Origin of the sequence: Pseudoalteromonas sp. Hal040, assembly GCF_037162425.1 — a bacterium.
In the GTDB taxonomy this organism is placed as follows: domain Bacteria; phylum Pseudomonadota; class Gammaproteobacteria; order Enterobacterales; family Alteromonadaceae; genus Pseudoalteromonas; species Pseudoalteromonas gelatinilytica.
This window is the reverse complement of record NZ_JARLUU010000001.1, coordinates 1,109,396-1,121,754: the sequence shown is the minus strand read 5'-3', so window position 1 is coordinate 1,121,754 and position 12,359 is coordinate 1,109,396. Positions and strand designations below refer to the sequence as shown.

At 39.3% G+C, this 12,359-nt stretch carries 12 protein-coding genes; 1 reads left to right on the top strand and 11 read right to left on the bottom strand.

The genetic code is table 11. The features are described 5' to 3' along the window. Window positions 1-72 precede the first annotated feature (72 nt). Window positions 73-612 carry a GspH/FimT family protein gene (locus P4S60_RS04940; protein WP_337115222.1) on the top strand — a complete coding sequence of 180 codons (540 nt, stop codon included), beginning with the start codon at window positions 73-75 and terminating at the stop codon, window positions 610-612. Window positions 613-618: 6 nt separating this feature from the next. Here the strand turns inward: P4S60_RS04940 and P4S60_RS04935 are convergent, their stop codons facing one another. The 11 genes from P4S60_RS04935 to P4S60_RS04885 form a co-directional block, all read right to left on the bottom strand. Continuing rightward, window positions 619-1,044, bottom strand: a complete 426-nt coding sequence (locus P4S60_RS04935; protein WP_337115221.1) for a type IV pilin protein — start codon at window positions 1,042-1,044, stop codon at window positions 619-621. A 152-nt stretch (window positions 1,045-1,196) separates the two neighbouring features. Then, window positions 1,197-4,406, bottom strand: coding sequence for a pilus assembly protein (locus P4S60_RS04930; RefSeq protein ID WP_337115220.1), 3,210 nt, complete (start codon window positions 4,404-4,406; stop codon window positions 1,197-1,199). 11 nt (window positions 4,407-4,417) lie between these two features. Beyond that, complete coding sequence (locus P4S60_RS04925) at window positions 4,418-4,930, bottom strand: pilus assembly PilX family protein (RefSeq protein WP_233999198.1); 513 nt, start codon at window positions 4,928-4,930, stop codon at window positions 4,418-4,420. 431 nt (window positions 4,931-5,361) lie between these two features. Continuing rightward, on the bottom strand, window positions 5,362-6,006 hold the full coding sequence (locus P4S60_RS04920; protein ID WP_337115219.1) for a hypothetical protein: 645 nt from the start codon (window positions 6,004-6,006) through the stop codon (window positions 5,362-5,364). Between the two features lie 155 nt (window positions 6,007-6,161). Continuing rightward, window positions 6,162-7,799, bottom strand: a complete 1,638-nt coding sequence (locus P4S60_RS04915; protein WP_337115218.1) for a pilus assembly protein — start codon at window positions 7,797-7,799, stop codon at window positions 6,162-6,164. Window positions 7,800-7,942: 143 nt separating this feature from the next. Beyond that, complete coding sequence (locus P4S60_RS04910; RefSeq protein WP_337115217.1) at window positions 7,943-8,386, bottom strand: VWA domain-containing protein; 444 nt, start codon at window positions 8,384-8,386, stop codon at window positions 7,943-7,945. A gap of 15 nt (window positions 8,387-8,401) precedes the next feature. Next, on the bottom strand, window positions 8,402-8,866 hold the full coding sequence (locus P4S60_RS04905; protein ID WP_442961496.1) for a pilus assembly PilX family protein: 465 nt from the start codon (window positions 8,864-8,866) through the stop codon (window positions 8,402-8,404). A 5-nt stretch (window positions 8,867-8,871) separates the two neighbouring features. Continuing rightward, the gene (locus P4S60_RS04900; RefSeq protein ID WP_337115216.1) at window positions 8,872-9,861 is read right to left on the bottom strand and encodes a PilW family protein; all 990 of its coding nucleotides are present in this window, start codon (window positions 9,859-9,861) and stop codon (window positions 8,872-8,874) included. A 1-nt stretch (window position 9,862) separates the two neighbouring features. Then, window positions 9,863-10,417, bottom strand: a complete 555-nt coding sequence (pilV, locus tag P4S60_RS04895; RefSeq protein WP_188726661.1) for a type IV pilus modification protein PilV — start codon at window positions 10,415-10,417, stop codon at window positions 9,863-9,865. A gap of 180 nt (window positions 10,418-10,597) precedes the next feature. Beyond that, on the bottom strand, window positions 10,598-11,308 hold the full coding sequence (locus P4S60_RS04890; RefSeq protein WP_337115215.1) for a LytR/AlgR family response regulator transcription factor: 711 nt from the start codon (window positions 11,306-11,308) through the stop codon (window positions 10,598-10,600). Beyond that, entirely contained in the window at window positions 11,305-12,330 is a 1,026-nt protein-coding gene (locus P4S60_RS04885) for a sensor histidine kinase (RefSeq protein ID WP_337115214.1), read from the bottom strand. Before P4S60_RS04885 ends, P4S60_RS04890 begins: the two co-directional genes overlap by 4 nt. Window positions 12,331-12,359: the final 29 nt, after the last annotated feature.

The window sequence follows — 12,359 nt, the reverse complement described above, 5'->3', positions numbered from 1 at the left end:
TCCTATCTAATTGACAAATACCGAGCACCTATTACAGTTTAATTAATAGTCGCAATTTTGGAGTCTTCAAGGATGAAGGCACTTACAACTCTGCGCAGCTTCAACGGAGCAACGTTAATTGAAAGCCTAGTAGTGTTATCAATTTTATCTCTCCTGCTGCATTTCGCCTTGTTTGAATATAAGCCTCTTTTGGCCAAAAACCGTTTAGATAGCAACATGCATACGGTAAAAAGAGCACTACAATTTACTCGCCTCAAGGCGCAAACAAATGATGCCTATGTAACCTTTTGCGCGTTAAAAAATAATCGTTGCAACAAGGAAGTATGGCATAAATCGTTAACCGTTTTTGTAGACAAAGGCGAGCTAGGTGTATTTGAAAGTAGCGATACCAAGTTAATGGAAATCGAAGCGATTAATAAATTTGATATGCTGACTTATCCACGTCATTCAGTCACATTTAGCCCATCAGGCATGCCGATGGGGCTAGGTAACGGGAAATTTATCTACTGCCCAGAATATAGTAAAGCAAGCCTCAAAGGGCTTGCTATAAGTGTTAGTCCAATTGGACGGGTCAGGTTAATTGATACTGATAAATGTCAAACTGATAATTGATAAAGCTTATTTACCCCAACACGTGCTTGAATCAGCAGACCCTGTTGATGTTTTTAAACCCGTATCAGATATAGATAATGTTTTACACTCGGTATCTTGTAACGGTGGGCCTGATTTAGGTGTTGCTTTAAATGCAAATGTACCCGCACTATTGTCTACTTCTACAGTGATCGTATAAAAGTTACTTTCTGTAGAGCTAGAAACACCTAAATCAGCAATTGTGCTTGTATATTCACGATTATCGACAAAGTATTGCTCTTGTTTATTAGCTGCATCTAATAACGAAGTAATTGCCTCTGTTCGCGCTGTACGTTTTACGTGCTCAAAATAACTAGGAATAGCAATACTCGCGATGATCCCCAAGATAGCTACAGTAATCATCAGCTCGATTAGCGTAAAACCATTATGACTCTTTGTTCTTATAAAGTTCATTTTTTAAAACCTATACAATTGTTTTTTAGAGGAATTACCTCTATTTCTACTTATCTTAGATGGCTAACAATAATTATGCAATTAAGGCTAGTATTCAAATAGCTACCACATGCTCTGCCTTAACATGTAAGGCAGAGCAATCGCTTAGTGCTTTATTGGCTATTATCGTTTCGCTCTTGCTTATAGATGAAGGTTTGCTGTGTTTTAAAACCAAAGCCAATAGGCACTGCATCACTTACAAGTTTAATTTTACCATCTTCGATAACTAAACCTGGACCTTGGATCTCTTGTACTTTCAGTGGATTTTGCTCACCTTTGATACCTGGACCAATGGTTAAAAACTGGCTTTGCTCTTTAACCTTTTCATCTGTGTTGTCATCACAGTAACCATCGCTATTACCATCAACACAGCTGTCACCTACACCAAAATAAAGTTGAGGCGTATCTGGCACATCATTCGAGGTGGTAAATTTTAAGCTGTCATACACCTTTGTACCGTAATGTAAGTGGAAAGCATATAAACTTCCTGAGCCGCCCGTCAGTGAGCACTGATTAGCCGTTTCTGTCGCTGAAGCAGGCGTATACGTGGTGAAATAAGCAACACCGCCAATCACAGTGCTTGCTGCAAGGGATTTTTCACCAGCAGAAGATAAGTTGTAATACCAACCATGATACTCACCTAACTCAATTTCTAAGTCAGTAAATTTATCCACGTCGTCTAGTGCATTGCCAAATGGATCTGAATCCATATTCATCAAGTCAGCTTGTGTAATGGTTGCTGGTACATCATTACCTAAAAAAGGCTGAGTAACTGTATTGATATCACGGATCATGAACAGCTGATCATTAGTGACTGTACCCGTTGGTTTAGAACGGTTACCACTGCCTATCAGCACAGCATCAAATGGTGTATCAATACGGGTAGTTACTGTTTCACCATTGACAGATGTTTCTGATACTTTGCTAAACATGGTTCTAGCAATCAAAGGCTTATAGAAGAAACGGCGATCTTGCGTTGAAAGCGCACTCCCTAAACTTGCTAATTTAAAATGTGTCCATGGGTTTTCTGAATCTGTTGGGCTATCAGAAGGCATATCAACACGCCACACATCACCGCCCGTATCCGTTGCATATAGCCTATCAATGTAACCATCATAGTCAGAATCTAAGATACTGATATCTGATGCAATACTATGTTTTCCTAAAAAGCCATTCTCACTCGGCGTTAATGCCCACACTTTTTTGCCTGTTTGCGCATCAACAATAAAAATACCACGTCCATGGGTATCATCTGTACGAATAACATTGTCTTTGTTTGTATCATAACCCGCACCAAAAATAAGCACTGGTCTGTCTTTATAACCATCTAGATTCACATAAGTAACTGAAGGTTTAGACCAGGTTTGCCCTAATTCTTTATAGTCACCTGTGCCACCTACAATTGGCTGATCCCACAGCAGACTTGGTGAATCTGGGTTAGTTATATCGAGTCCGTAGTAGTAATTACCACCGCGTCTTAGGCCAAAGAATGCCCAAACACGGTCTGATCCATTTACGATGCCATCACTATTTTTATCATCAAAAAATACAGAGATTGGCCCGTCAACACCATAAACCTTGGTATCTGCTTGGTTATCACGAAGTGGCTTTATTATTTTATACAAGCTTCGAGGGATAAACGCCCAGCTTTCGCTCAGTACATCGTTTTTATCTTGGAACATATGCAAGTATCCTGCATTAGTACCAATTAAAACTCGGATATCGTCATTACCATAGTCAATTGTTACAGGTTTTGAATGTAGTGGATCACCGAAGATGTCTTTACGCGAATCCGTTTTCGATCCATCTTTGTCTTCATCATCAATATCTAGGCCTCTTGACCAGTTAATAAGGTCTTCAACTTCATCCGGATCAGCTTCAAAATCAACGGCAGCCTTGTCTATAGTCCCATAATGGAATACAACCCGATAACGGGTAAAGTTAAGCATGCGGCCGTTGACATTTGTTAGTACTTTGCGTCCTTCATTTGGCACGCTCGAAGAGTTAGTTAAATACAGATTTACACCACCTAACTCAACTGAATTACCATCAGCGCTCTCACCGCTAGGCAGCCAAAAAGTTTTTGCATCTTTATCAATTAAACCATCTTCATTGAGAGCTTGCTTACCATCTCTATCGGTAATTTGGTCGCCGGATACTTTTAGCTTTTTCAGATTTCCACGCCAACGAGCACCTGTTTTAGGGTAAAACATCGCATAATAAATCGATTCGCGACTACGAGTTTGGTCAACATTGTTACTTGCAATTGATGGTGCCGTGAACGTATCGTTCACTTCTCGAATTTGAGTAATGGTATTTTTAAGGGCCTCAGAAAGTTGTTCTGCAGTATTAGCATGAAGGTACTTACCACCACCCTCTGACGCCGTTTCAGATAGTAAGCGCTTACCATTATCACTCATACCACTACCAAAACCTATGGTATAAACTCGTCCTGTTTCGTGAATGTCAGTCGTCGTTGGCCTTAAATCCACCTCTACATCATCAGTACCGTGAATAACTTTTGCGAGCTTGTGTAAATACACACCAGCAATTTTATCATCATCACTTAAATAGCTACCAAAGTACGACTTGTGTAATGCACTAATATTAGAGTCCTGTTCATTATCAGAGCCAGCCGACGGATCACCATCAGTCATATAGATAATGTTAACCGAGTTATCACAGCGTTTTACTTCTTCTGAATTATCAAATGGTGAAATATAGGAATAGGTATACTCAATACGTGGCTCGTACCAACAAACTTTACTCCAACCTTTACCAGAGCAGACTCGCACTGATGTTGTATAAGGCGTGCCTCTTTCTATTGTAGTATCACGAAGAGCAGCATTAACCTTTTCGCCGTAGAAGAGACTTTGCCCTGTTATATAAAGATAAGCTTCCCATAGCGTTTCGGTCAGTGGTGTCCCGCCATCGGCAGGAAGACCCGCAATTGTGGTTTTCAAGGCCGATATTTGTGAACCAATGCCAGCTAGCACATAGCCACCATTAGTGCTATTAAAACGCATTAAGCCAAAATCGATGTCATCGTTACCATCAACCAATTTAGTAATAGCGTCTTGTGCAACCCCAAGGCGACTATCTGAACATGGGATATATAAACCATTTGAGAAGCCACAGCTGTTACCAGAGCTGGTTGAAAATGCCATACTACCTGAGGTATCGAAAACTATAAGAACTCGGGGTTTTTCGTCCAAGTTAACATTGTGGTTTACATATAACTCAATATCTTCGGCGTGGCCCAAAAAACTAATGACTGCTAATGAAGATAGCAGTATTCGTTGAGTAATTTTTTCTATATTCATCACTTTCTCCACTAACCGCCCGTATTTAGGCTAGCCATTTCTTGGGCAACACCTGTGCTGATCGTTAAGGTATGTTTACTCTTAGTGCCATAAGTAATCGTTGTATCGACTTGGACCATGTTACAAGACACACCAGCAGTGAAGTTAAATTTACGTGGGCAAGGTAAATCTAGCGCACCATTATTTAAATTTGTCATAGTGTTAGATGCGCCATCCATATCCCCCATGCCATAACCGCCTTCAGGTATTTCAGATGCTTTCATTAAAAAAGCACTGTTGCCACCTGCTGCAGCTTCATTAGCGATAACTTTTTGCACCGTACCAATTAAGCTATTTTCTGCCGTTTCACGCTCTTGCGCTGAGTTCGTTATTTTAATATCTACACTGCTGCTGTTCATTAAGGTCACTGCAATACCAGTCACCGCAACAACCATTATTAGTGCAATAATCAAAACAACACCTTTTTGTTTGTGCATACTTGAAACACTGTGTTTTACATTTTGATTAATTTGATAGTTTTCCATAGCAAACCTTCGCGTGATATTTCATCTACATTTCGCCTAGTAATAATTTAAGTCAGCATAAAAAGACAGGTAAAAAGTGTTTTTAAATTTAAAACATACAACCAATTCAGGCTAACTAATAAGTATTATAATAAATATACAATATCATTCCACTTATTTATTAAAATATCTACCAATTAAAAACAAGAAACCAGATAAGAATGAAGAAATAAAAGCCATTAAAAATCAAATGATTAACAGCATGGAAAAGAGAGGCGTAAAAAGCGATTTATATACAATAAGTTAATTGTAAATATTTCAAGACAACATTATAAAAAATATTATAAATAAAGGCAGCGCACAGTAAAAAGAATTAAAAATATCAACCCAGAAAAACTGGGTTGACAAAGATGGATTCAGTTAAAATTAAAATAAAACAATAAATCAGTTAATCACTGGCTATTATCATTTAGTTCTTGCTTATAAATATAACTTTGATGAACTTCTAATTTAAGTGGCTCCTCATCATAAAGCTGAACATTGCCATTTTCGTCAACGCTAGGAGTTGGCCCATTAACTACTTTAGCCTCAATTTTCTCACAGTTTTCAGTACAATTTGGGTCTTTATTTGGTAATGGAAATATATACACATCACCATTTTCAACATACATAGTTGGTGTATCTGGTAGTTCTGACGCTGTTGGGGTTCTTAACCAATCATACACTTTGGATCCATAGTGAAGATGAAATGCATAAAGATAACCTTGCCCTTCAGCAATTGAGCACTCTAAATCCGATGAAGAACTGGTATCTGGTTTATATGTAGTAAAGTAAGCAACGCCTCCTAACACGGTAGCCTTCGAAGTTGCCTTTTCACCCCACCCTAAATTATAAAACCAACCATCTTTTTCAGCTAAATCAGCTTCTAATTCAACAAAGTCTTCCAAACTGTCAATAACTTTGGCAAATGGGTCACTATTTACATTCATTAAATCTGATTGCCAAATTAAATCAGGTATTTCTTCCTCTTCAAAGCTTCGAGTTACTGTATTTACATCTCGAATCATATAGAGCTTATCAGCAACTTTTAAATTCAATGGATCTGTGCGATCACCACTACCAATCAGTACTGCATCAAATGGGGTATCAATTCTTGAGTAAGTTGTTTCATCATCAAGTGTTGTTTCTGTTACTTTACTGAACAGAGTTCTTGAAACATATGGCTCATAAAAAAAGCGGCGGTTATTATTACCTAATTTTGCAAGTTGAAAGTACGTCCAATTTTTTTGTTGTTTGTTGCTAAGTCAACTCGCCAGATCCCACCGCCAGTATCACTTGCATACAATCTGTCAGTGTAACCATCGTAATCAGAATCAAGTAAATGTATGTCTGACGCTATACTGTGCTGCCCTTTAAAGCCACCTTCTGAGTTTGTTAACGCCCAAACTTGTTTTCCAGTTTCTGCATCAACAATGTATAAGCCTCGCCCTTTAGAATCTGTTGAGATTGAATTATCTTTATTCGTGTCGTAGCCAGCACCAAAAACCAATAGCGGTCTATCTTCATAGCCTTTAAGGTTGATAAATGTAATTTGAGGTTTAGACCATGTTTGTGCTAGTTCTAAAAATTTTCCATCACCACTTTTTAATGGCCCTCCCCACATCAGAGAAGGTGAATTAGGGTTAGTTATATCTAAACCGTAATAGCTACTACCACCTCGACGTAATCCGAAAAATGCCCATACCCTGTCATCATTATTAACGATGCCGTCTTCGTTTTTATCATCAAAATAAACGGTTATTGGCCCATCCACTCCATACACTTTTGTGTGTAACTTTTTATCGCGTAATGGCTTAATAATTGAGTACAGTTCCGCAGGCATAAATGCCCAGCTTTCGCTTAAAACATCGTTCTTGTCCTGAAACATATGTAAATAGCCCGCATTAGTACCAATAAGAATACGAACATCATTGTAGCCGTAATCTATCGTAACAGGCTTAGAGTGCAGTACATCACCAAAAATATCATGGCGAGAATCGTCTGTTGAACCGTCCTGATCTTCATCATCAACATCAAGTCCACGAGACCAATTAATAAGATCAAATACTTCATCTGGGTCTGCTTTAAAATCATCGGCAGCCTTAAATCGATTTACATAATGGAAAATAACTCTATAAACCGTAAAATTGAGCATTCGACCGCCCGATAAATTTGTGATTACTTTTCGGCCATTATTAGGGATACTCGATTGTTCAGCTAAATAAGCGTTTACGCCTCCTTTTGCAACGGAACCACCATCAGCAATGAGGTTGCTATTAGATTGCCAATATGTTTTTGCTGTTGATAAAATCGCCCCATCATTATCAAGGGCAGAGTCAAGGTTAGCATCAACTACGACACCATTAGATACTTTTAGCTTTTTAAGGTTCCCTCGCCATCGAGCATCGTTTGAAGGTAAAAACATAGGAAAATAAACTGCATCACGATGCGATAATTTATCCGAATTATTTGATGCTACCGCTGGCGAAGAAAAAGTTGAGTTAACCTTTCTTATATTGTCGACAACATAATCAAATGCCTTACTTAACTCTTCTGGAGACTCTGCGAAAATATACTCACCGCCACCATTATCAGCAGTTGCCTGTAAAATATCTCCTGCTTTTTTAGCTAAGCCTTTACCAAAACCTATTGTGTAAACATTTGCGCCATCTACAACACTTGTTTCAGGGTATATATCCCTATTTTCATTCTTTTTACCATGAAGAATTGTTGCCATTGACGGTAAATGACTCTTACCAACTGCTTCAGGTTTAGTACCATAAATACTTTTGTACAAGCGTTTAATATAGTCATCTTGATCAACATCCCAATAAGGCTCACCGTCTGTCATCAATATGATATTAACGCTATTATCACAACGAATTGGATCACCTGAGTACTGCTTGAATGGAGAAATATACTTACCACTTTGTTCTATAGAAGTATCACGTTCAACGGGGTCTACTAAATTAGCATAGGATATTTCATCGCCCGTTAGGTATCGCCATGCTTCTGTAATGGTTTCAACAAGGGGGTCCCTGCCTGTAACGACGTTACATCCCAGTTTCTTATGGTATTTTTAATCGTTTTATGACTTGTACCAATCCCATGAATAACATATCCACCTGTGCCTTTAATGAGCCGCATTAAACCAAATTCAATATCACTATTGTTATTAATTAATTTAATCATCGCCTCTTGTGCGACTTCTAAACGACTTCCTTCAGGACATAGTATTAGCTTTCCTTGATTTCTACAGACTTTGCCCGTTTCTATAGAGAATGCCATGCTATTTGATGTATCAAAAACAAGTAAAACTCGTAATTTTTCGTCTTCCGCTACTTCATAATTTACATATAGATCAATATCTTCAGCATAAAGGCTTTGGCAGAATACACATGCAAAAATAAAAAATAGGCTGTTTAACTTCATTTTCATACTCGCCTTACTCCATTAATTTCCACTATTTAAGCTCAGCATTTCTTGAGCGATCCCTGTTGTAATAGTGAGGTTGTGCTTACTTTTAGAGCCATATTCAATCACTGAATTTATTTCAACCATATTGCATCTTAAACCTGCAGTATCATCAAAACGTCTTGGGCATCTCAAAGCCAAAGGGCCTTCATTTTTGTTAAACATGGTGTTCGATGTGTCATTTGTATTGCCAAGATCAAGACCAGTTTCAGGAACTTGCCCTCGACTAAAGAAAAACCGACTGTTACCCAATTTTTTTGCTTCATTAGCAATGACGTTTTGTACATCACCAATTAATTCATTCTCTGCCGCTTCTCTCTCTTGAGCGGCATTTGTGATTTTAATATCTACACTACTGCTACTCATCAAAGTCACAGCAATACCGGTTATCGCAATAACCATGATCAAAGCAACGATTAATACAACACCTTGTTGCTTATGCATCAAAGTTAAATGCGCCACAAGTTTGCCCCAACATTGTTCAAGCGGATAGTGGTCGTAAATAGTGCGCGTCGGTAGTTATCGTCAAATGTAAGAACGCGGCTATTCGCATCTTCACCCAATGTATAAGTTTGATTTTTTAACTTAAGGTTTGAATCTGGTAAAAGCGATCTCACAAGTAAGAATACTTGCACTGTCAAAATACCACGGCGATTTTCCCAATCAGTGTTGGTCATCTGGCTGATACTTTTGTATGTATCAACACGACTGTTATTAGTGGTATCTAAGCCAAACACAAAGTGCATATTTTCTACCCCTTCCATAACCGTTTCAGTTGTCATGCCCCCATTCGGAGTTAAGCGTTTACGTCGAAGTAGAGGAACAGACACTCTTTGGTCATTAATGGTGTAAGTTTGCTTGGCGATGTAATAAACATGATGTCGATAGCGCCAAATCGTGGCATTGCCATTTACAGCCGCTGCCGCGATTGGGCCGCGCTGAAACTCAGCAAGCTCTTGCTCGGCGATGAAATAGTAATAGCTATCGCTAGTATTAGCAGGTTGAATTTGTAAGCCCTCTAAAAACTTAATTTGCAGTACATCTGTATTTTTCTCAACATTGTTAATACAGCCAAGTGCTGAGTTACCGGTTGTTTGCACTGCGTAAACCGAGCGAAAGTTACTGGTTGCAGCTGTATCAGGAAAGCTGCCATTATTAAGGCCTTCTGAACAATCATTACCAGGATTTCCTAAACTGTTTGTATTTGCACCTGAGAAAGAGTCTTCATAAAACGTGCCCCAAAAACCAATTTGTTCAATATCACGTTGCATGATATTCATTGCTAATCTGCCAGTTTCTTGCAGCTCACCGATTGTCATCGTGTCACGAGTTGTTGATTTCATGCTTATATAGGTAAACATCACTCCGCCGAGCACTACACCTCCGATGAATAAAGCAACCATCATCTCGACAAGAGTAAATCCATTATGCTTTTTCATATCAAGACCTTAAATAAATATAGCTTTGTAGAACAATCAAACGTCGCTTATCGCTTTTAGAACCACAATCAATTGCAGCGGTATCTTTATTAGCACTAAGCTCTTGACGGCCTTGCCAACTGATCACAACCTCAATATTAAATTCACTGGCATTGCCTGCAGCGACGGGAGTACTATTAATACATACAGTTGCATCGTCTAAAGCACCGGTGTTTTCACGAGCCTGAATTGCACGCACCCACTGTTGTTTGTCTAAAGCTGCTAATTGTTGAGCACTACATGCTGAGTTATAGCAACTCAAACTTGTGTTTAGAGCTGTATCACTATCGAAAGTGCCATTATATAACGCAGCAAAGCCAGGTGAGTCGTTCGCTCGCATACGCTGAATAATGTCATTACCCAGTGCTACAGCAGCTGCACGCTGCATAGAATCAAAGCTTGCCTGCTTGGCTTTTGCTTGTAAGGCAACCGCGCCTAATAAGCCAAAACTTAAAATAACAAAGGCAATAAGTACTTCAATAAGCGTAAAGCCTTGCTGCTCAGAATGTCTAATCATGGTGAAGTTCATGGATACTTTTACATACAGTAAGAGTATTACGACACAAATAAATAACAATCTGTATATGGACGAGCGGTCAAAATGCGCGATAAACGGTACTTAACCTTGCTCAAAGTTAGATAGTGGCTACTAAAGAAAGAGGATATTGAAGCTAAGATGCTGCAATGAAGGTTTTTATTATTTACCCATCACAGCTTTAACATTTTTTAGCTCTCGGCGACTAACTGCCAAAGGCTCTTCAAGCAGCTTCATCGTGACTGTATGCCCACCTGATGGCGGACTATTAAGGCTTACAATATGTTGCTTATTGACAAGGGTATTTCGGTGAATTCTAAGTAGCTGCAGCGAATAGCTGTGCTCTAGTTGTTTTAAACTTTGCTCAACAAGCGCCTCGCCTTTAAAAAATACGACCCGCGTGTATTTCTGTTCTGCGATACAGCAAACCACTTCATCTATATTGACTCGTCGAATTACACCTGCAAGTTGATAGCTAATGTAATTATTTTCAGGGAGGCTTATCTGAGTACGATTTAATTTACTAAGTTGTGCCATTGCTTTAGCTAATGCTTGCTCAGACACAGGTTTAACTAAATAGCCATCAACAGCGAGCTCAAAAGCCGTTAATGCGTGCTCTGAATGGGCAGTTAAAAACATAACTGCAGGCGGGATCGAAAACTGTTTTAGCTCTGCAGCCACCTCAAGGCCAGACTGCTTAGGCATATTGATATCGAGCATCACTAAATCGGGCTGGAGCTGCTTACAAAGCGCTATTGCTTGCTCACCATTACTTGCTTCACCAACGACAATGTAATCTTCATTTGCAGCTAATAAGCGTTTTATTCGTGCCCTTGCTAGTGGTTCATCATCAGCAATCAAAATTTTTATCATGCATCCCTCTGCTTTGGTATTACCAGCTTCACTCTAAATACATCATCACGAATTGTGGTCGTCAGCTGTGCTTTTTGATGATAGAAAAGTGCCAAGCGCTGGCGAATATTATCCAGTGCCATCCCATTCCCTGTTCGTGAGTTATTCACCTCTGCAGCTACAGGATTAGTTATAATGAAGGTATAAGCTTTATCCGATTGATGCATCTCGACAGAAATATTGCCCTGCTCTGCTGGCTCGACGCCATAAAATACCGCATTTTCAATAATCGGCTGTATTGTTAAACACGGAATATCAATCTCTGGCAACTCGTCAGGCAATTTCCAGCTTAATGCTAGGCGTTCGCCATAGCGCCAACGTTCAAGAGCCACATACTGCTGGCATAAAGTGATTTCATCAGCAAGCTTTATGGCTTTACCGTCGCGCATAGCGGCCTGTGAAAGTGCCGCTAGCGCCAAAATTGCTTGTTCAGCCGCCTCAGCATCATAATGTGTCAGCTCAGCAGCAGTGTTTAAACTATTAAACAAAAAGTGGGGGCGTATTCTGGCTTGTAATGCATCAAGTTCAGCCTGCGCTAACGCTTTCGTTTGTTGCTCTTTTTGATTATGAATAAGCAGGAATTGGCTGAACAACGCGGTGACCAAAAATATGATCAGTAAATTACTCACAATAAAGTTAGCTCTCGACTCCATAGCGAACACATCTGAAAACACGGACAAAAACAGCCAGCTAAAAACAGACGTTAATGCCAGTAAAGTAGATATCAAAATGAATAGCTGTTTAGGGTGCGACAGTTTTGTGAGTAAAGCTCTGCACATATACAGCAACGATAAACTTGAAAGAAAGATAAGATGTAAAAAGCAGCTAAATATAGCTAAGCGTAACCAAACATCCCCTAAACTCATGGGTGAAAAAGCGAGTAAAATTGCTATGACTTGGCTGACGATCAGTGTGGCAAGGACACCACGAGATTGAAAAAGAGCCGCAATCAGCAAGCCGTTTGAATTTGGCTGTTTGCTCATGGGCTCCTCTTTTAACTGTTGACTACTAT

Coding starts and splice junctions, on each gene's coding strand:
- P4S60_RS04940 (WP_337115222.1), top strand. CDS start 73: ATGAAGGCACTTACAACTCTGCGCAGCTTCAACGGAGCAACGTTAATT.
- P4S60_RS04935 (WP_337115221.1), bottom strand. CDS start 1,044: ATGAACTTTATAAGAACAAAGAGTCATAATGGTTTTACGCTAATCGAG.
- P4S60_RS04930 (WP_337115220.1), bottom strand. CDS start 4,406: ATGAATATAGAAAAAATTACTCAACGAATACTGCTATCTTCATTAGCA.
- P4S60_RS04925 (WP_233999198.1), bottom strand. CDS start 4,930: ATGGAAAACTATCAAATTAATCAAAATGTAAAACACAGTGTTTCAAGT.
- P4S60_RS04915 (WP_337115218.1), bottom strand. CDS start 7,799: ATGACAGACGGTGAGCCTTATTGGGATGTTGATCAAGATGACTATATT.
- P4S60_RS04910 (WP_337115217.1), bottom strand. CDS start 8,386: ATGAAAATGAAGTTAAACAGCCTATTTTTTATTTTTGCATGTGTATTC.
- P4S60_RS04905 (WP_442961496.1), bottom strand. CDS start 8,866: ATGCATAAGCAACAAGGTGTTGTATTAATCGTTGCTTTGATCATGGTT.
- P4S60_RS04900 (WP_337115216.1), bottom strand. CDS start 9,861: ATGAAAAAGCATAATGGATTTACTCTTGTCGAGATGATGGTTGCTTTA.
- pilV (WP_188726661.1), bottom strand. CDS start 10,417: ATGATTAGACATTCTGAGCAGCAAGGCTTTACGCTTATTGAAGTACTT.
- P4S60_RS04890 (WP_337115215.1), bottom strand. CDS start 11,308: ATGATAAAAATTTTGATTGCTGATGATGAACCACTAGCAAGGGCACGA.
- P4S60_RS04885 (WP_337115214.1), bottom strand. CDS start 12,330: ATGAGCAAACAGCCAAATTCAAACGGCTTGCTGATTGCGGCTCTTTTT.